The following is a 20,227-nucleotide window of genomic DNA, read 5'->3' on the forward strand; positions in this document are numbered from 1 at the left end:
TCAGATTTTTGTAACACGATAATATGAACGCATTAATTACTACGGCTTTACTTGGAGTGGTCCTTATGTTTACCGGGTTGTTTGTAAAGAACAAGCAGCAAATAAAATACTTTGCTATTGTGGGTGCATTGATAGCATTTGTGGCCAATTGCTTCGATATCATGTCCATTGCAGACGGGCATACCATCGACGTACAGGGCATGTTGGAAGTAAGCCAATTTTCCACTTTATTTAATGCGATCGCATTTGGAAGTTTATTTATTTATTTCTTGCTATGCGGTAGCGCCATCGAGAAAGTTGGGGAGCATGTGGCTGATTATTCGGCATTGATTTTCTTTATCATGGTAGGTGTAACGATCACGGGAGCTTTCAGTAACCTGTTGATGTTATTCCTGGCCATTGAAATTATTTCTATCCCGCAATATATCTTGGCAGGAGCTGATAAGCGTAACCTGAAGAGTAATGAAGCCGCTTTGAAATATTTATTGATGGGTTCATTCTCCACCGGTGTATTGTTGATGGGTATTTGCTTGATCTTCGGCGCGAATGGCACTTTCAATATCGAGCAGCTAGGCTTGGGAAGCGGCGAGGTTCATCCCTTGGCTTTAACGGGTATTACCTTGGTGGGATTTTCATTAGCGTTTAAAGTTTCGGCAGCGCCATTTCATTTCTGGACGCCGGATGTGTATGATGGTTCTCCCACCGTATTTACTGCCTTCATGGCAACCATTGTAAAAGCAGCGGCATTCGTGGCATTTTTGAGGTTGTTCCATGTGAGCTTCGCAGGTGGCAATTTAAGTCAGCATTGGCAATTAGTATTAGCCATCATCACCGCCGCCACATTAATCATCGGTAACCTAACCGCGGTGTTCCAATGGAGCGTGAAGCGGATGTTGGCTTATTCGAGCATCGCGCAAGCAGGTTTCATGTTATTCGCGGTGATCGCGTTAAATAAAGCAGCAGTACAAGGCATCTTGTTTTATGCCCTGGCATACAGCGTAGCTACGATCGGCATATTTGCAGTGCTTTTGAAAATGAAAGATTATACTTTCGATGGATTTAACGGTTTGGCAAAAAAACAACCTTTCGTCGCGTTGACGATGACGATCTTTTTATTGTCATTAGCAGGTATTCCTATCACGGCAGGTTTCTTCGCTAAATACCTGGTATTGGCAGCAGCTATTCAGCAAGGAGGATTGTTATGGTTGGTGATTATTGCCGTATTATGTGCCGCAATCAGTGTTTATTACTATTTCAGGATCATCATAGCGATGTATTTCAAACAAGGTGATAACGATGTTGAGGGCGTTACCGGCGGATTTAAGTTTGCATTAGGCATAGTTGCCTTAATCATTTTAGCCCTGGGTATCTTCCCAAGTTTGTTATTGAACTGTATTCAATAATTCCGGATCGATTTTAATTATTATACTCCTAAAGCCGTTTCTATTATGAAGCGGCTTTTTTTATTCTTTCCAAGAGTTAATTTGCGCCTTCCCGGATTTGAAGAAAAGCCACATGGATATTTTAAGTGGCAGTCCCGGCATGCTGATAATTTGTATGTTTATAGGTAATATATTGATATGCAATCTTATAGGCTACAAAACAGAACATTTTATACAGCCATTCATCCTTATTATCTTATAAATTCCCTTTTTTAATTAACTTTAAGGTATACCTGTATTTTGTTTATGAAGTTCCGTGATATTTTCCTCCTAGCATTACGATCTGTGACCGCAAACCGTTTGCGTTCATTATTGACGATAACCATCATCGGTGTTGGTATCACGGCATTGGTTGGTATTAATACCGGTATTGAAAGTTTGAAGAACGGGATTTTCGACAGCTTTGCAAGTATGGGAGCCAACGGTTTCATGATCCGCAACCGGGAATTGAACATCCGCATTGGAGGGGGTAGAAATGAGGCGAAGAAAGGCTCCAGCAAGAAAAAGAAAGTAAAAACATCTAACCGGAACAAGTATATTACTTACCGTGAAGCGATGGAATTTAAAGATCGTTTCGTATTTCCTGCAATAGTGAGCGTTTGGTACCGCCCCGGTTCTGTGACCGTTTATCATGACAGTAAAAAAACGAATCCTAATATCCCGGTAATCGGCGGCGATGAAAACTATTTAAAGTATGCCGGTTACGATTTGCAGATGGGACGCGATTTTAATGCCGTGGACCTGGAATCGAGTAGGAATGTTGCCATCATCGGTCAGGATGTAGCTAAGAAACTCTTCGGTGACCAGATGAAGAATGTTTTAAACAGCGCTATCCGCTTGGGGAATGTACGTTACCGCGTGATCGGCGTGTTGGCCAGCAAAGGCTCCAACAATATGTTTAGCGCCGATAATACCGTGCTGACAACGGTATCGAATGTACGCAGGGTATTTAACCGGCCGAATGTGAGCTATAGCATCAGCGTATCAGTAAACGATGCCAAGCAGATCGATGCCGGTATCGGTGAGGCTACGGGATTGCTAAGGATAATCCGCAATCTTACCATTGATGAGGAAGATAATTTTTATATCACGAAAAATGATAGTATTGCCCAAATGCTGTTTAATAGTTTGGCTTACGTGACATTTGCAGCCGCGGGGATAGCATTTATTACATTGTTGGGTTCTGCTATCGGCCTGATGAACATCATGCTGGTATCCGTAGCTGAACGCACCAGGGAGATCGGTGTGAGTAAAGCCATGGGGGCAACGAAGTCCATAATCAGGACACAATTTCTATTTGAAGCGATTATTATCAGTGTTTCCGGGGGAGTACTCGGGGTTATTTTCGGGATTTTGATCGGGAATATCGTGTCAATTTTATTGAAAGCTAGCTTTATCGTACCCTGGATGTGGATGTTTTTAGGGATTACGCTATGTGCATTGGTAGGGTTATGTTCAGGGATATTCCCGGCAATTAAGGCTTCCAGGTTAGATCCTATCGTAGCATTAAGGTACGAGTAAACAAATCGAAATTTAGAAATTCTAATAAATGAAAGGCTGCAATTACGCAGCCTTTCCTATTGATAGATAATTTTTATTGTTTCTCCAGTTTCTGCACCCTTTCTTTTAACGCGTCATTTTCTTTCTTCAGTTCAAGCATATACAAGGTTAATTCTTCCACTTTTTGTAATAGTAGTTTATTCATCTCCCCGATATCCTGGCCGTTTTCTTCGACCTCTTTTGTTGTAGGAATGCCGGGAAGGTGTTTGTTTTTTTGAATGAAAGCAGCTAATTCCGAGATGGGTAATAAATCATAATCATCATCGAAAACAAAATCCGCCCAAGCATCTTGTTTTACGACCACCTTCCTGGCACCGACTGAGCCTTCTACGGTGAGTTTGTGGGGGGAGTCTTGCGTGGTACCTAGGAGCATGTTGCCGTTGGCCTGCATAATCATGAGAGGAGCTCCTAGGTTACAAACAGAAAGTACATTATTGTTTTGCAATGTTGTCCATTGTTTTGACCTGCCATCAATCATAACTGCCGCAGCATTCGGTTCGTTACCATTAGGCTTAATATCCTGCGCCATTCCCTGGATAATAATACCGAAGGGTCTGTCACTTGGTGTTAGCGATTGACCTCTAATTAATGGAATATATTGTCCTGGTGCGCTTGTTGAATTTGCAAATTCAATATATGCTTGGCTATTAGTACTTACATGATTATATGAAAATTTGGCGACTGATCCACCATTGGTAGAGCTAACATGTAATGGCGCTATGGGGTTAAGCATATTTATACCGGTATTACCATTGGCTTTCATCATAAGCAATGGCTTGGTATTATTTTTAACCGCAAATACATTGGCAAGATTAAGCGTTTTGTTATTTTGATCTTGACTTCTAGAATCTACATTAAAAGCCGCAAATGTTGAATCTGTTGTACTCCAGGGGTCTATATCTGGAATGAATGAAGTTATTATCATCCCTACAGGTCTAGGCGTAGGGAAATAAGATCTGGCGATGAGATTAGGAATGAATGTTCCAATTGTCCCTGTTGCGTTTCCCAAATCAATATGTCCAACATTTGGAGAAACGCCGTCTATTGTAAACTTTGCAATAGTATATGTTCCTGCTTTGTTGTTTACATGAAGCCTTGCAGCAGGTGTTAAGGTGCCCAGCCCTACATTCGATGTGTCAGGGTAGATATTAGGTAATGATTGACCGTACATTAAGCAATAGTGAATGCTTAATAAGAGGCATAGAAAAATCTTTTTCATAGTAAAAAGTATAGTTTAGGGATTAGAGCTGCTTTGTAAAGTTATGATTATCAATAGTTAGGTTAATAAAATTAATACCGGGTTACATTATAAATTAAAGATAAGGATCGGGATCGAAATAAAAAAGCCCATCATTTCAAAAATGATGGGCTTAAAAATGCTATGAAAAGGAGATTATTCAGCTACTACTTCAAATTCCAGTTCAGCTTCATTGCCTTTACCGAAATCGATTTTCGCTTTATAGCTACCTAGTTCTTTTACATCGTCAAGGATAATGATACGACGGCGGTCGATTTCATAACCTTTTTGTTCTTTAATAGCGCGGGCGATTTGCACACCTGTAACACTACCGAAGATTTTACCGGAAGTACCGGTTTTAGCGCCAATTTTCACTGGAGATGCTTTCAACACTTCAACCACTTGCGCGATTTCAGCCATCATTTTCTCTTCTTTCACTTTCTTCACTTTCAGGCGCTCTTCCAACAACTTCAAGTTGGTTTTGCTGGCTTCTACAGCAAATTTTTGAGGGATCAGGAAGTTCCTGGCATAACCGTTCTTCACGGTAACCAGTTCATCCTTCTGGCCCAAATTATCAACGTCTTGTATTAAGATTACTTGCATTGTTTCTTACTTTAAAAGGTCAGTAACATACGGCAATAACGCCATTTGACGCGCTTTCTTAATAGCTTGAGCTACTTTGCGCTGAAATTTCAATGAGTTACCTGTGATACGGCGAGGTAACATTTTACCTTGCTCGTTCAAGAATTTTTTCAGAAACTCGGCGTCTTTGTAATCTACATACTTGATGCCCATTTTCTTAAAGCGGCAGTATTTCTTCTGGCGCTTTTCAGTTTTAACGGCGGTTAAGTATTTAATTTCTTGTTTTACTGCCATAACTTTAAGCTTCTGTGGTTTTAGGTTCAGCATTCAAAGCACCTCTTTTCTTAGCGTTGTACTCAACCGCGTACTTATCCAAAGAAGTAACCATGTAACGCAATACATTTTCATCGCGATTTAGCTGAATTTTCAGCTTCTCATTGAGGTCGGATGGCGCACTAAATTCCAAAACAACATACATTCCTGTAGTCTTTTTTTGGATAGGGTACGCCAGTGATCTTAATCCCCAGGGATTCTCGTGCGTAACTTGCCCGCCGTTTTCATTAATGAAATCAACGAACTTTTTCTGAGCTGCTTTAAAATCATCCTCAGATAGCACAGGGGTAAAGATCACCATCAATTCGTAGTTCTTCAACATAAAATTCCCTGTTTTTTTGTTTTAAATTTTAGGACTGCAAAGATAGGTGCTTTTTTTGAATAAATACTGCGACTACACAGTTTTTCCTGGAATTTTCACGGGATTTCTCAAAGAATGGAAAGGATTGGATCAATTGATTGATTATTAATGTATTAAATATATGATTTGTCATAATGCCGATTAGTTCCCGGTAGCTTAAAACTTTATTCAATACCAATGACTTATAGCAAAGGTATGACCTTTTTGTAATGCAAGTGTCATCTTGACAGCCATGATTCCGATGGCATAACCTTTGACTCCACTTGCATAAAAAATTCAATTTTCATATGCAGAAAGGTGCTATACGTGTTCAAACGGAGAATATTTTCCCCATTATCAAGAAATTTTTATACTCTGATCACGAGATATTTATCCGCGAACTTGTCAGCAACGCGGTGGACGCTACCCAAAAATTGAAAACCTTGGCCGGTGTTGGCGAATTTAAAGATGAATTGGGCGATTTAGCCATCGAGGTTAAATTGGACAACGAGAAGAAAACAATCACCATCAGCGACCACGGCATCGGTATGACCGCCGGGGAAGTAGATAAATATATCAACCAGGTAGCTTTTTCTGGCGCCGAAGAATTCCTTAAGAAATATAAAGGTCAAAGCGAAGGCGCTAACATCATCGGGCATTTCGGTTTGGGCTTTTATTCTTCTTTCATGGTAAGTAATGCTGTAGAAATCCTTACAAAATCATGGAAGCCCGGCGCGCAGGCCGTGAGGTGGGAATGTGACGGAAGCCCGGAATTTACCCTGGAAGATATAGAGAAGGATAGCCGCGGTACGGATATCGTGATGCATATCAATGAAGAAAGCGAAGAGTTCTTAGATGAAGCCCGCATCGGCGCTATTTTACGTAAATTTTGCCGCTTCTTACCTGTGCCGATCATGTTCAACGGTGAACAGATCAATATCACGAACCCTGCCTGGACCAAGAAACCATCTGATCTGACGGATGAAGATTATCAAAATTTTTATAAAGAATTATACCCGTTCTCTGAACCGCCTTTATTCTGGATCCACCTGAACGTAGATTTTCCATTCAGCCTGACGGGGATTTTATATTTCCCTAAAATCACGAAAACCTACGAGATACAAAAGGATAAGATAAACCTATACAGTAACCAAGTGTATGTTACAGACGAGGTGAAGGATATCGTGCCGGAATTCCTGATGTTATTACATGGTGTGATCGATTCTCCCGATATCCCGCTGAACGTGAGCCGCAGCTACCTGCAAGGAGATCCGAATGTGAGGAAGATTAATGCCCACATCACCAAGAAAGTGGCGGATAAGCTGGATGAGATGTTCCGCAACGACCGCAAGTCTTTCGAGGAAAAATGGGAAAGTATCGGCTTATTTGTTAAGTACGGGATGATGACGGATGATAAGTTCCTGGAGAAAGCAAACAAATTTCATATCATGGAAGATGTGGATGGCGGAACATTTTATACCATCGAAGAATACAAACAAGCTACCCTTGCCCTGCAAACCAACAAGGAAGGCAAGCAAGTTGTGATATATGCTACGGCGCCAGTTCAGCAAGATACATACATCCAGGCGGCTAAAGCAAAAGGCTTTAAAGTCGTGAAGTTGGAAACAATCGTTGATGCCGCGTTTATCAACACCATAGAGTCGAAATGGGAAAATGTACAATTTACCCGTGTTGATGCTGATATTGCGGATAACCTCATCGATGTAGAAGAGAAAAAAGATAGCGTGCTAACCGGGGAGCAAGAACAGAGCTTGGAAGCTTTGTTCCAATCGCAGTTACCCCAACCTAATATCAAGGTTAACTTGAAAGGTTTGAGCGCCGATACATTGCCGGTTATCGTAACCCGCTCCGAATTTATGCGCCGGATGAAAGATATGGCTGCCGTTGGTGGTTCCGCCGCTAGCTGGTATGCGAATATGCCGGATGAAATCACGATGACAGTGAATGCTAATCACCCGATATACCAGGAAATTTTAGCCCAGGTGAACAAGGAGAAACAAGAAAAGTTGGTGCGAAATTTAGCGGATTTAGCGCTGCTTTCTCAGAATTTGTTGACCGGGGCGGACCTAACTGCTTTCGTGAATAGAAGCGTGGAATTGATGGCTGGAGAACAAAAATAATAACGGATTTTTCCAGATTAAGGGATGGTCACGGATTTGATTTCTTTTGGTTATTGATAATAAGTTTAAGTTAAATCATATCGAATTGTTTTCATTTTAGCGGATTTTATAGTTATAAAAGAAAGCAGATTTAATAAGGGTTCAGCTAGTTTGATCCGGATTTTATCGGGCCGCCTTGCTACTGCAAGGCGGTTTTTTTGTGTGGTTGACATTAAAGTGTTACTAGTTTTTTGTCCTTAGCCGTTATTTTTGCAGCCGATTGTTTGATTTTATACTCAATATCTAACTATATGCTTCGTCTTAATGCAGGGACCCCGAAGATGAAGGGGATCTTATTTATTATTATTGCTGTACTGTTTGTTCCAGCCATCATGTCAATGTCTAGTTGTAGCAAAGATAATCCTTCGGTGGATCCGCCCGGGCCAAATCCTCCAACTGGGGGTAAGGATACAACTACCCGTTCTGTAGGTATTACTGCCCAACAAGTTCGAAATGCTAAGGGCGGGCTTGACGAGTTTGTCCTGTTTTTACCTAAGAATTACAACGCCGAGCCCCGTAAAAATTTCCCTTTGATTATTTTCTTACACGGGCAAGGTGAGCGGGGCGACAATTTGGAACTCGTTAAGAAATTGGATCTGCCAAAGTATGCAGAAAATGCTTCGGACTTTGGTTTTATACTAGTTACTCCGCAATGTAAAGCTGATACTTGGTGGGATGTTCCAAGCTTGAGGGTTTTGTACGATCAAATATTAAAGGATTATAATGTAGATCCATCCCAAATTTATCTTACCGGTTTGAGTATGGGTGGGTATGGTGTTTGGAGTTGGGCGCAGGTTTCGCCGCAGCTCTTTTCTGCTATTGTACCTATCTGTGGCGGTGGCGATGTAGCCGCGAATTGCCCCTTGGCCGCAATGCCTGCATGGGTATTTCATAATGCGGATGATCCCCAGGTTTCTGTAGATGAATCCCGCAAGTTGGTAAAGGCCATGAGAGATTGTGGAAATGATAATGTTAAGTACACTGAAAATGCTACCGGTGGGCATAATGCCTGGACGGCAGCCTATAATAATCCTGAATTATACTCTTGGTTACTTTCAAATAAAAAGTAAAAATTTACCTGTATATTTAAGCCGGGATTGCTTTCCATAAAGCTTTCCCGGTTTTTTTATGAAGTTAGTTGATACGATGATCCGGTATGCCATAGCGCTTTGTATAGCTTTAATATACATAGTTCCTTCTTATGCCAATTCCAATTTTCATACGGGTGTCCCGCAAGACGAAACAGGTTTAAAAGTACCAACAGGCTTCAGTGTTCATAAAATAAGGAAAGCCGGTCCTTACGTTGAAGAATACCTATTGTTCCTCCCAGCAAACTATAACGATCGGAAGATGCGGAATTACCATTGGCCTGTCATCTTTTTTCTCCACGGAAAAGGGGAGCGGGGTGAAGATATCAACAAGGTCAGGGATATGGGACTACCGCATATGTTAAAACATAGGCAGCAATTTCCATTTATTATGATTGCCCCGTTGGCCAAATCGGCCATAAATTATTGGGATATTAACAGCTTGAATATCTTGTATGAAGAAATAATAAGTTTGTATAAAGTTGATCTATCAAGAATATACCTTACCGGTTTGAGCATGGGAGGACACGGGACCTGGACATGGGGAATGGATAGCCCCGGAAAGTTTGCGGCCATCGTACCAATTTGTGGCTATGGTAAAACGGGAAATGCCTGTGCCTTAGCGACGATGCCAATTTGGGCATTCCATAACGAAGATGATGATACGGTCCCTGTACGGGCAACCCGCCAACTAGTACAAGCGGTTAGGGATTGCGGCAACAAGAAAGTCTTATATACGGAATCTGCCAGGGGTGGGCATAATGCTTGGGGAAAAGCTTATTACGAATCAGACTTATTTACCTGGTTACTGAAACAACATAAATAGTTTATCCGGTTATTAATTTTCCTGTATTATTGGGCAGCCTGTATATCAACTACTTTCAATTGCAGGCTAACGTTCCCATTCCAATCATTTTCTTCTATCGTAAATGCAATATCGAAAAGTTTTCCGCCGGAAATGAGTGGGAATTTATCTTTCATATAAAACCCGATGCCCCCAAAAATAGGTCCCTGGTCCTGTTTCACGGTTAGTTTTAGATGTTCATCCTTTACTATTTTTGAATAGCCGGCATCTTTGACATTCCTTGCAACGAAAAGCGGTCTCATATTCTCCGGGCCGAATGGTTCGAACATTTTCAGCTTTTTATAAAAATGGGGTGTAATGTCCTGTAATTGAATCTCTGTATCTATAATAATTTGCGGTGTAAGCATCTCCTCGGTAATGGTTGAGGCAACGACTTCCTCGAAGCGACTCTTGAATGCCTCCACGTTTTCCACTTTCATCGTCATACCTGCCGCGTAAAAATGCCCGCCGTAGTTCTCCAGCAAGTCACGGCATTGGTGAATAGCATCGTACACGTTAAAGCCAATCACGGATCGCGCCGAGCCTGCAACAACATCGTTAGATTGCGTAAGGATAACCGTTGGCTTGTAATAATGCTTGTCGATGAGCCGGGAAGCAACGATCCCTACTACACCCTTGTGCCAATGTGGTTGATAAAGAACGGTAGCCTTTTTCGAACCGTTCTCTTCATCGTCTTTTATCAGGTTAATAGCTTCCGTCGTAATATGCAGATCCACTATTTTACGATCGCCGTTTTCCTCGTGGAGGGATTGTGCCAAGTTTTTGGCCTTCCCCGCGTCTTTTTCAAGGAATAGTTGCACGGCCTTACGGGCATCGCCCATCCTGCCTGCTGCGTTTACCCTTGGAGCGATCATGAACACCAGGTTAGAGGTCGTGAGGCTTGTTTTTACTTGGCTTAACTCGATCAATGCCTTGATTCCCGGTTGTGGATTTTCGTTGATATATTTTAAGCCGAAGTGGGTCATAACCCGGTTTTCGCCATTCATAGGAACGATATCAGCCGCTATGCTAGTGGCTACCAATGTTAAGTAAGGTAATACTTCAGCCGCAGGTGTTCCCCTACGCAAAGCGAGGGCGCTCACTAATTTAAAACCGATTCCACAGGCGCTTAAATCTTTATATGGGTAAGGACAACCTTCCTGCTTGGGATTTAAAATTGCCACAGCCGGGGGGAGTTCTTCACCGGGCAAGTGGTGATCGCAGACGATGAACTCGATGCCTTGTTCCTTGGCAATAGATATTAGGTTGGTAGCGCGGATACCGCAATCCAGCGCGATAACGAGGTCGAAGTCATTATTTTTCGCGTATTCGATCCCTTGCATGGAGATGCCGTAGCCTTCTTTGTCGCGGTTAGGCACGTAAAAATCGATCTTGTTGTATTGTTCCAACAAGAATGAATACACGGTGGCAACAGCCGTAGTGCCATCCACGTCATAATCGCCGTAAACGAGGATTTTTTCCCCGTGGCTGATAGCATCCACGATACGGTTAACAGCTTTATCCATGTCTTTCATCAACCAGGGATCATGTAAATGTTCCAAGGAAGGGAAAAAGAACTGTTGGGCCTCTTCATAGCGTGATATGCCCCGCTGCGTTAACAGTCGGCATAATAAAAGCGGGACGTGGTTGTGCAATAATTTATAGAGCTGTTGCTCAGCCGGTACCGGGCAAGGCTTTAATTTCCAGGTTTTGTCCATTGAGCACGCATACAATAGTCATCAATCCTTTAGAACTCGCGGTCGGTAGTATACCTTACCAGCTGTTCCAGTCCATTCCGCACATCATTTTGTGGGAACTGGTGTAATATATTTAAGGCGTCATCCCTGTATTGCAGCATTTTTTCCTGCGCATACTGGATGCCTCCATTTTCTTGAACGATTCGGATGACTTCGGCCACCTTATCTTTATCGGTGTTATGGTTTTTCACGATATTGATAATTTGGCGGCGAATATCTTTATTTACATGTTGTAACGTGTAAATAAGTGGTAAAGTCATTTTTTTCTCCCTGATATCGATACCGGTCGGCTTGCCGACGTTAGCGCTTCCATAATCGAAGAGATCATCTTTAATTTGGAATGCTACGCCAACTTTTTCCCCGAAGAGGTGCATTTGGCGGGTGGTATCTTCATTTTCCGTGGCGCTCCAAGACCCTGCGGCACAAGCAGAAGCCAGTAGGGAAGCCGTTTTTCTCCTGATAATTTCGAAATATATATCTTCTTGTATATCTAGTTTCCGGGTTTTCTCTATCTGGAGCAATTCCCCTTCGCTCATTTCTTTAACGGCTTCAGACAGGATTTGTAAGGTTCGGAAATCCTTATTATTTAAAGATAACAAAAGACCTTTAGAAAGGAGGTAGTCGCCCACTAAAACGGCAATTTTATTTTTCCAGAGGGCATTAATAGAGAAGAAACCCCTTCTTTCATAGGCGTCATCGACAACGTCGTCGTGCACGAGGGTGGCAGTATGAAGCAGTTCTACCAAGGCAGCAGCCCGGTAGGTACCTTCTTCGAGTTGCGGGTTAAATAACTTGGCAGAAAGCATCACGAACATGGGCCTGATTTGCTTACCTTTTCTTTTAACGATATAGTGCATAATCCTGTCTAGCAGGGGCACATGGCTCTTTACCGCATCCGCAAATTTCACCTCGAAATCACGCAATTCCTTACTGATCAGTTGTTTAATTTCATCCATTGTATCTATGCAAAAGGATTGCTAAGCTAAAATTAAAATACCAGATTTTAACAATTTGGCCTTGAATTTGTATATAATCTGTTAAAATTGATATTCCCATCAAATAATGATGCTTTTGTATAAGCTCTAGTATTGAAGGACTTATCAATGAAAATAAAATCGTAAGAAAAATTTGTATATTCATTTCTGCTTTTTACCTTTGCTTGGTAAAAAACGAGTTAATAGTAAATTTTTAACAGTTTTTAAATAAAAAAACAATTATGGCAAGCAAAAAGTACTTACTACTGGCAGGTGCTATGAGTCTTCTAACAGCATCTACTGGTTTTGCGCAAGTTCAGCCCTCATATGATGCCCTAGATTCCTCAAAAGTTTCTGCATCTAAAATGGCGCAATTCAGCAGTTTTAAAAACAACCAATCGATCTACCCCGCTAAACCGAGAGATATGTGGGAACTTGGTTTCCACGGTGGTCTTATGATGTTGAAAAGTGACGTTCATGGCCGTCCTGGTTTCGGAGGTGGTATCTCCTTGAGAAAAGCTTTGGGGCACACTTTCTCTTTAAGAGCAGAATATACCGGTTCTTATACTTACGGTCAAGATTACAAATTGAAAAATAGCATTGTTGCTAATGGTAATCCTTGGGCTTCTACTGCCGCTGCAAACGGTGGTAAAATCGTTCCGAACTTCAAAACTGCTACGCACGCATTATCTTTAGACGTTATTGCGAACTTGACTAACATCATGTTCTATAAGCAACAACCTAAAGTTAACTGGTATGTATTAGCTGGTTACAGCCTTTTGTTGGCTGATGTAGACGTTGATGCATTGAACGGTAATGGTGCTGGTTATGACTACAGCGGAATTAACTTCAGTGGTAAAATGAAAGATATCATTAAAGATATCCGCGATTTACAAGACAACGATTACGAACAAAACGCTCCTTCTCAAGGCAACCGCGTACAAATCGGTCGTCGCGATGACAACCAATTGTTACGTCATGCATTGAACGTAGGTACCGGTTTGGCTTTCAAAATCTCTCCTCGCTTCAACATCGCTGTGGAAGAGAAATTGACATTGCCATTCGATGACTACTTCGATGGTTATACTGCTGGTGCTTACGATGGTAGTAAAGATTTCTTCTACTACACTAACGTACGCTTCAACTTCAACCTTGGTAACAAAACTAAACGTGTTGAGCCACTTTGGTGGGTTAACCCATTGGACTTCGCTTACAGCGAGTTGAACAGCCCACGCCGCATGAAACTGCCAGCTCCAGTTTTACCTGATGCTGATGGTGACGGTGTTACTGATCAGTTTGACCGCGAACCAAACACTCCAGCTGGTGCTCCGGTTGACGTGAACGGTGTTGCCCGTGATACTGATGGTGATGGTGTTCCTGACTACAAAGACAAGCAATTGATCACTCCTACTTACTGCTTCCCTGTTGATGCTGACGGTGTTGGTAAATGCCCAGATCCAGAATGCTGTAAAGATATCAAACCAGCTTGTTCTTCTTTGATGTTCCCTAGCGTTTCATTCAAAGGTAGCAGCACTAAGATCTCTAGCGAAAACGAAGCTATCCTTTCTAGCGTAGCATCTACACTTCGTTCTAATCCTTCTTGTAACGTGTTGGTTACTGGCCACGCAGGTGCAAAAGGTAAAAAAGGTGGTGTTGACTTAAGCGCAAGAAGACAAGATGCAGTTATCGACTACTTAGTTGAAAAACAAGGTATCGATCGCGGTCGCTTCATCAAACAAAACACTCCTGGTGAGTCTGGTACTGTAGATTTAGCTCCTGCTAACTAATACAAGCCTACTGACTAGTATATAATTCAAAAAAGCCTCCCGTATTTCCGGGAGGCTTTTTGATTTTATATTGAAATGAAAACCCGGTTTATGCACACAGGCGTATTAATAATTTGAAATAGATTTTAATTATAAGCGGATTCGCGTGGTTTTCTCATTCAATCCTACTAAATTTGACCCTGGATTTTTTCATTTATAGTTCTTAGCGTGGGAAAAAACTTACACAAGGTATCCTTAGCAGGCTTAATCGTTGCTTTAGGGATCATATACGGTGATATCGGGACATCCCCTCTTTATGTATTCAAAGCTATTATAGGCGATAATTTTATTGATGAATCATTGATCATCGGTGGAATCTCCTGTATCATTTGGACATTGACCCTGCAAACCACCGTAAAGTATGTTATCTTGACCTTGAGGGCAGATAATAAAGGGGAAGGTGGTATTTTTTCGCTTTATGCCCTGGTAAGAAGGCATGCTAAATGGGCAGTGATTATCGGCATGATCGGTGGTGCAGCCCTCTTAGCCGACGGTATTATTACCCCTCCAATTACCGTTACTTCCGCGATTGAAGGGCTCCGTACCTTGCCCGTATTCCGCGATTTGGACCAATTAACGATCGTCAAAATCGTTGTACTGATCATAGGCTTCCTGTTTTTCATGCAGCAATTCGGTACAAATAGTATCGGGAAGCTATTTGGGCCGGTAATGCTCATCTGGTTCAGTATGCTAGCCGTTTTGGGGATAACCCATATCGTGGATGATGTCTCCGTTTTGAAAGCTTTTAACCCTTATTACGGCATTCAATTACTAACGACCTATAAAAGTGGGTTCCTGATCCTCGGGGCCGTGTTCCTTTGTACTACGGGGGCTGAAGCTCTTTACTCCGATCTTGGCCACGTGGGGCGGGGAAATATCCGGATTTCTTGGATTTTTGTAAAAGCGAGCCTGATTCTCAATTACTTAGGTCAAGGAGCCTGGTTGTTGACCCGCAGGGGGATGATGCTCGAAAAGGGATCTAACCCCTTTTTTATGATTATGCCGGAGTGGTTCGTGATTTTTGGAGTTATTATAGCCACTTTAGCTGCTGTTATTGCGAGCCAGGCGCTCATTTCCGGCTCATTTACCCTTATTTCCGAGGCAATGCGCCTAAACCTATGGCCTAAGCTTAAAATTAATTACCCGACCGAATTACGCGGCCAATTATATATTCCGGGTATCAACCTGATGTTATTCGTTGGATGTACGGCCATCGTACTCATCTTCCAAGAATCATCAAAGATGGAGGCGGCATATGGGCTTTCAATTACCATATGTATGTTGATGACCTCCTGTCTTTTTGCACTTTACCTCTATACGCGGCGAACGAAGCTCATATGGATTTGGGTTTACCTGGCGGTTTATCTGACCATGGAATTCTCCTTCCTGTTTGCCAACCTGACGAAATTTACACACGGTGGTTATGTAACGGTGATCGTAGGCGGTGTACTATTCCTGGTAATGTTCGTATGGTTTAAAAGCCGTAAGATCAAGAATCGTTACGTGGAGTTTGTAAAGCTGGAAGATTATCTACCCATTTTGCAAGAACTGAGTAATGATACGACGATCCCTAAATTCGCAACGCACCTGGTATATATGAGTAGCGCTGATAATCCGAAGGAAATCGAGCATAAAATCATATACTCCGTATTGAATAAAAAGCCGAAACGGGCCGATATATATTGGTTTGTTCATGTTGATGTTGTTGATGAACCTTACCTGAGCGAGTATTCCGTGCAAACGGTTATCCCTAATGAAGTTATCCGCGTGGAATTTAGACTGGGTTTCAGGGTGGAACAAAGAATCAACCTGATGTTCCGCATGGTGGTAGAAGATATGGTGAAAAACAAGGAAGTAAATATTACCAGCCGCTACGAATCGCTTAGTAAAAACAATGTTGTAGGTGATTTCCAATTCATCGTGATGGAAAAATTCCTTTCCCATGATAATGATCTGCCTATACATGAAAGGCTTATCATGAGGCTTTATTTCATGCTTAAGAAAATCAGTCTTTCTGAAGAGCGCGGTTTCGGCCTGGATTCCAGTTATGTGACCATCGAGAAATTCCCGCTCGTGGTTGCCCCTGTAACTAACTTGCAATTGAAAAGGGTCACCTATAGAAATTCTTAACTTGTTTATATTCAAATATCTATTAGCACCGCGCAAATATTGTGCGGTGTTTTTTTATGATGGAAACACTCTTTAAAGATTACCCCTAGATACTTTAGAAAGAATTTGCAAATTGTATAATCTACGCTTATTTTTAGAGTTCATTTAATCCTATCTTCCATGTTGAAAAAATTCATTGGCATGATTTGCTGCTTGGCATTTACTCACGCCGCCATTTCTCAAGATGCCAAATTTCCAAGTTACAGTGAACTTCCCGATCCATATCGCCCGGATAGCGAGGCTTGGGATACATTAAATTCCGGGACTTACGTAAGTTTTGGCTCCCCGGATATCCGTTATCCAAAATCAATTCCTCCAAAAATCTTGAAAAATGATTGGCAGGCACATGCCTGGAGAGGGGAAAGGGTGCATACCCAATTGTTAATCTGGGGAACTGAACCGCTGCTCGAATTGTCGGTTATGCCAGGTGGACTCAAAACAGGATCCGGGGATAGTATCCCGACAGAAAATATAAAGGTTGGCTTTTTAAGGTACGTGATGACAGATGAGCTGAATGAAAATGGTGGTGGTTGCGGTCACCGTCCGGATAAAACGAAGTTCGATTCTTCGTTAGTGGCTGATGCCATCGATTATGCGCCCAGCACCAGGGTACGGGCTAATAAGACGCAACCAATTTGGTTAAGCATTGATGTACCTGGAAATACGAAGCCGGGAATATATCACGGTAGTTTAAGGATAAAGACCGGGGAACGTAAATATTACCCTTCTTTCGTAAATTATAGTATCGTGGTGAGTGAGCATACATTGCCTTCTCCCGACCAGTGGACTTTCCACCTGGATTTGTGGCAAAGCCCCGAAGCTATTGCCAGGTTATACGAAGTAAAGCCCTGGAGCAAGGAACATTTTGACGCGATGAAACCTTATTTCAAGATGTTGGCTGATGCGGGGCAAAAAGTGATAACTGCCGCCATCATACACGATCCTTGGAACAGCCAAACACAAGATATTTTCGGTAGCACCGTAAGGTGGACAAAAAAGAAAGATGGTTCCTGGCTGTATGATTTCAGCCGCTTTGACAAATGGGTAAATTTCATGATGGAATGCGGGATTAAGAAACAGATCAATTGCTACAGCATGATCCCCTGGAACCTGAAATTCTATTATTACGATGAATCGATCGCGAAAGATACATTTATTGTGGCCCAGCCGGGTACGAAAGAATTTAACACCCATTGGAAGCCCATGTTATCTAGCTTCGCGAAGCATTTGAAAGCAAAAGGCTGGTTTGATATTACTAACATTTCCATGGATGAAAGGAAGATGGAAGATATGTTGGCCGTAATGAAGCTGGTGCACGAAGTAGATAAAACCTGGAAGGTTTCCTTGGCCGGTACCTTGCATAAGGAACTGATCGATGAAGTGTATGATTATTGTATCGCTTCCGGTCAATTGATGGATCGTGCCGATATTGAGAAAAGATTAGCAAAAGGTTGGCCTACAACAAATTATACTTGTTGCACCGAAGGTTATCCAAATACTTTTACCTTTTCACCACCTGCGGAAGCGGCATGGCTGCCCTGGTATTCTGCTGCCAAAGGGTATAATGGCTACTTGAGATGGGCCTACAATAACTGGGTAGAAAACCCTATGCAAGATTCCCGTTTCAGGACTTGGGCCGCCGGGGATTGCTATTTCGTATACCCGGGTACCAGGACCTCGATCCGGTTTGAAAGGTTAAGGGAAGGTATCCAGGACTATGAAAAGATTCAAATCTTAAAGAAACTGTTTAAAAAAGAGAAAAATGGGGAGAAATTGGCTCAATTAGAAGCATTATTAGCCCCATTCAATATTAAAGATCTTCCGAATGTTAGCGCCGCCAGGATGCTGGAAAAAGCTAAAAAAGGCTTAGCCGGGCTTGAATAGAATATTTCAAAATTGACCAGTTTAGGCAATCTGAATTTATCCTGATGCAAATAAAAAATCCTCTGAAGACTCAGAGGATTTTTTTTAACACAACTAAAAAACAATCAAACGTTCCAATTTATGATTATTGGGTCGTCAATCTGGCTTTTTCCCATCTAAAAAAGTGTTGATTGTATTGATTTCAGCAGGATTGTCCGTGCCGTTATCAGATACAGAATAACCGGAATAGAAGTTTTCAGCAGAGCCGGCGCCGTTATCAAGGTTTACATTCCTACGGATATACGCCGGTATACTTTCTATTTCCATGTTAGAATCCATGTTTTTCACATTGAAGCTGATGCTACGCAATTTAGCGATGCGTTCAGCTTGTTTCTTCTTCTGCTCTTCCAGTTCTTCCATGGCCATGCGGTGCGCCAAGTCATCTGCCGAAGGATTGGCTTCGTCGCGGATAACCATTTTCATTTCCGGGACATCTTCACCCGGAGCATTCGGCTCTATGTAGATGTTGGTTGGGCGGGAAGCATAGCCCCCGGCCGCATTACCGGCATTTGCATTAGGTTGAATGACGTTCACGTTATTCACATTGGAGTTCGTGTTAGACGCCACCGGGTTATTTTCAGTCCGCTCCATATAGAGCGGCATGGTTTCTTTTTCTTCTTGTTTAGGAGCAGGAGGTTGTGCCGTAAACTGTGTAGGAGATAAGGGGTGTGTTACTACGGGCTCAACTAATTTAGGGCTCATAGCATCCGTATCTTCCTTGGCAGCGAGGGCATTTTTTTCATGCATTTTCTTTTCATCTCCTTCGCGACCTAATTCCATCACGATCTTGGGCTGTTCTGCACTTGTATTGCTGGAAACAGTTTCATCGTTGGAGGCTTGGCGTTCTTGCTGGATGGGCTTTTGTTCGAAGCCAGTAGCAATAATTGTTACACCGAGTTTGCGATCCAGCGCAGTATCGTAACCTACACCAAGGATCACATCGCAATCTTCACCGGCTTGGCTTTGAACATAAGCTTGGATAATATCCATTTCATCCAGGGTGTGTTCAAATTCACCTTCGGAAGAAGAGATATTTAACAAGATCCATTTAGCACCACGGATATCGTTATCATTCAACAACGGGGAAGTCAATGCTTCCTCGATGGCTTTTTGGGCGCGATCTTCTCCTTCTGCAACAGCGGCGCCTAGGATGGCTACACCACCGTTACGCATTACGGTGCATACATCCGCAAAATCGACGTTGATCTGGCCGGTAGAGTTGATTACGTCGGTGATACATTTCGCTGCTGTAGCTAAAACGTTATCAGCTTTTTCAAAAGCGGCCTTGAATTTAAGGTCGCCAAATTTTTGACGCAATTTATCGTTGGAGATAATCAATAAAGTATCTACGAAATCTTTCAAGCGGTTGATACCTTCTTCCGCTTGCAACATCCTCTTCTTACCTTCATAAGAGAAAGGGGTTGTAACGATACCTACGGTTAGAATACCGAGTTCTTTACAAATACGCGCGATGATAGGGGCGCCACCTGTTCCGGTGCCACCACCCATACCGGCAGTGATGAAAGCCATTTTAGTGTTGACTTCCAATATCTTTTTTATTTCTTCAAACGACTCTTCTGTCGCCTGTTTACCAATTTCAGGATTAGCGCCGGCTCCGAGTCCTTGGGTAAGATGCGGGCCTAATTGTACCTTGTTAGGTACGGGGCTGTTAGCAATAGCTTGCGCGTCCGTATTACAGATGATGAAGTTAACACCATCGATACGTTGATCAAACATGTGGTTGACCGCATTGCTTCCACCACCACCAATGCCGATGACCTTGATGATCGAGGATTTTTCTTTGGGAAGATCAAAATGTATCATGACTCTTTCTCTTTAAATGGGTTAGTAGTTTGATTATTGTTGTGTTTATTAGATACTGATTGAATAATTAAATAATTATGTATTGTTTTAACCGATCCACAATTCATCCTGGAGATTTGCTGATCACTGGTATTAATTTTTATAGTAT

The 20,227-nt window shown here is 42.2% G+C and carries 15 protein-coding genes; 8 read left to right on the plus strand and 7 right to left on the minus strand.

Annotated features, from left to right (window positions below):
• Nucleotides 1-23: 23 nt before the first annotated feature.
• On the plus strand, nucleotides 24-1,403 hold the full coding sequence (locus tag COR50_RS08795) for an NADH-quinone oxidoreductase subunit N (protein ID WP_098193644.1): 1,380 nt from the start codon (nucleotides 24-26) through the stop codon (nucleotides 1,401-1,403).
• Between the two features lie 285 nt (nucleotides 1,404-1,688).
• Nucleotides 1,689-2,963: an ABC transporter permease gene (locus tag COR50_RS08800; RefSeq protein ID WP_098193645.1), complete on the plus strand. Its 1,275-nt coding sequence runs from the start codon at nucleotides 1,689-1,691 to the stop codon at nucleotides 2,961-2,963.
• 73 nt (nucleotides 2,964-3,036) lie between these two features.
• Here COR50_RS08800 and COR50_RS08805 read toward each other — a convergent pair whose 3' ends face one another.
• The 4 genes from COR50_RS08805 to rpsF form a co-directional block, all read right to left on the minus strand.
• On the minus strand, nucleotides 3,037-4,221 hold the full coding sequence (locus tag COR50_RS08805; RefSeq protein ID WP_098193646.1) for a hypothetical protein: 1,185 nt from the start codon (nucleotides 4,219-4,221) through the stop codon (nucleotides 3,037-3,039).
• 174 nt (nucleotides 4,222-4,395) lie between these two features.
• Nucleotides 4,396-4,842, minus strand: coding sequence for a 50S ribosomal protein L9 (gene rplI / locus COR50_RS08810; protein WP_098193647.1), 447 nt, complete (start codon nucleotides 4,840-4,842; stop codon nucleotides 4,396-4,398).
• Nucleotides 4,843-4,848: 6 nt separating this feature from the next.
• A complete protein-coding gene (rpsR, locus tag COR50_RS08815; protein ID WP_095841341.1) occupies nucleotides 4,849-5,115 on the minus strand; it encodes a 30S ribosomal protein S18 in 267 nt (88 codons plus the stop codon).
• 4 nt (nucleotides 5,116-5,119) lie between these two features.
• Nucleotides 5,120-5,476 (minus strand): 30S ribosomal protein S6, encoded by a 357-nt coding sequence (gene rpsF, locus COR50_RS08820; RefSeq protein ID WP_232516318.1) that lies wholly within the window; start codon nucleotides 5,474-5,476, stop codon nucleotides 5,120-5,122.
• A gap of 326 nt (nucleotides 5,477-5,802) precedes the next feature.
• Here rpsF and htpG point away from each other — a divergent pair, with 326 nt between their 5' ends.
• From htpG to COR50_RS08835, 3 genes are all read left to right on the plus strand, one after another.
• The gene (gene htpG, locus COR50_RS08825; RefSeq protein WP_098193648.1) at nucleotides 5,803-7,635 is read left to right on the plus strand and encodes a molecular chaperone HtpG; all 1,833 of its coding nucleotides are present in this window, start codon (nucleotides 5,803-5,805) and stop codon (nucleotides 7,633-7,635) included.
• Nucleotides 7,636-7,925: 290 nt separating this feature from the next.
• Nucleotides 7,926-8,744 carry a carboxylesterase family protein gene (locus tag COR50_RS08830; protein ID WP_198405812.1) on the plus strand — a complete coding sequence of 273 codons (819 nt, stop codon included), beginning with the start codon at nucleotides 7,926-7,928 and terminating at the stop codon, nucleotides 8,742-8,744.
• Between the two features lie 58 nt (nucleotides 8,745-8,802).
• A complete protein-coding gene (locus COR50_RS08835; RefSeq protein ID WP_098193649.1) occupies nucleotides 8,803-9,588 on the plus strand; it encodes a carboxylesterase family protein in 786 nt (261 codons plus the stop codon).
• Nucleotides 9,589-9,614: 26 nt separating this feature from the next.
• Here COR50_RS08835 and recJ read toward each other — a convergent pair whose 3' ends face one another.
• Both recJ and COR50_RS08845 read right to left on the minus strand, forming a co-directional pair.
• Entirely contained in the window at nucleotides 9,615-11,324 is a 1,710-nt protein-coding gene (gene recJ / locus COR50_RS08840; RefSeq protein ID WP_098193650.1) for a single-stranded-DNA-specific exonuclease RecJ, read from the minus strand.
• Between the two features lie 29 nt (nucleotides 11,325-11,353).
• Nucleotides 11,354-12,319 carry a polyprenyl synthetase family protein gene (locus tag COR50_RS08845; RefSeq protein WP_198405813.1) on the minus strand — a complete coding sequence of 322 codons (966 nt, stop codon included), beginning with the start codon at nucleotides 12,317-12,319 and terminating at the stop codon, nucleotides 11,354-11,356.
• Between the two features lie 260 nt (nucleotides 12,320-12,579).
• Between COR50_RS08845 and COR50_RS08855 the strand changes: the two genes are divergently transcribed.
• From COR50_RS08855 to COR50_RS08865, 3 genes are all read left to right on the plus strand, one after another.
• The gene (locus tag COR50_RS08855; protein WP_098193653.1) at nucleotides 12,580-14,124 is read left to right on the plus strand and encodes an OmpA family protein; all 1,545 of its coding nucleotides are present in this window, start codon (nucleotides 12,580-12,582) and stop codon (nucleotides 14,122-14,124) included.
• Nucleotides 14,125-14,331: 207 nt separating this feature from the next.
• A complete protein-coding gene (locus COR50_RS08860; RefSeq protein ID WP_198405814.1) occupies nucleotides 14,332-16,293 on the plus strand; it encodes a KUP/HAK/KT family potassium transporter in 1,962 nt (653 codons plus the stop codon).
• A 159-nt stretch (nucleotides 16,294-16,452) separates the two neighbouring features.
• Nucleotides 16,453-18,216, plus strand: a complete 1,764-nt coding sequence (locus COR50_RS08865; protein WP_098193655.1) for a DUF4091 domain-containing protein — start codon at nucleotides 16,453-16,455, stop codon at nucleotides 18,214-18,216.
• Nucleotides 18,217-18,351: 135 nt separating this feature from the next.
• Here the strand turns inward: COR50_RS08865 and ftsZ are convergent, their stop codons facing one another.
• Nucleotides 18,352-20,079: a cell division protein FtsZ gene (ftsZ, locus tag COR50_RS08870; RefSeq protein WP_098193656.1), complete on the minus strand. Its 1,728-nt coding sequence runs from the start codon at nucleotides 20,077-20,079 to the stop codon at nucleotides 18,352-18,354.
• Nucleotides 20,080-20,227: the final 148 nt, after the last annotated feature.

Source organism: Chitinophaga caeni (assembly GCF_002557795.1).
Classification (GTDB): domain Bacteria; phylum Bacteroidota; class Bacteroidia; order Chitinophagales; family Chitinophagaceae; genus Chitinophaga; species Chitinophaga caeni.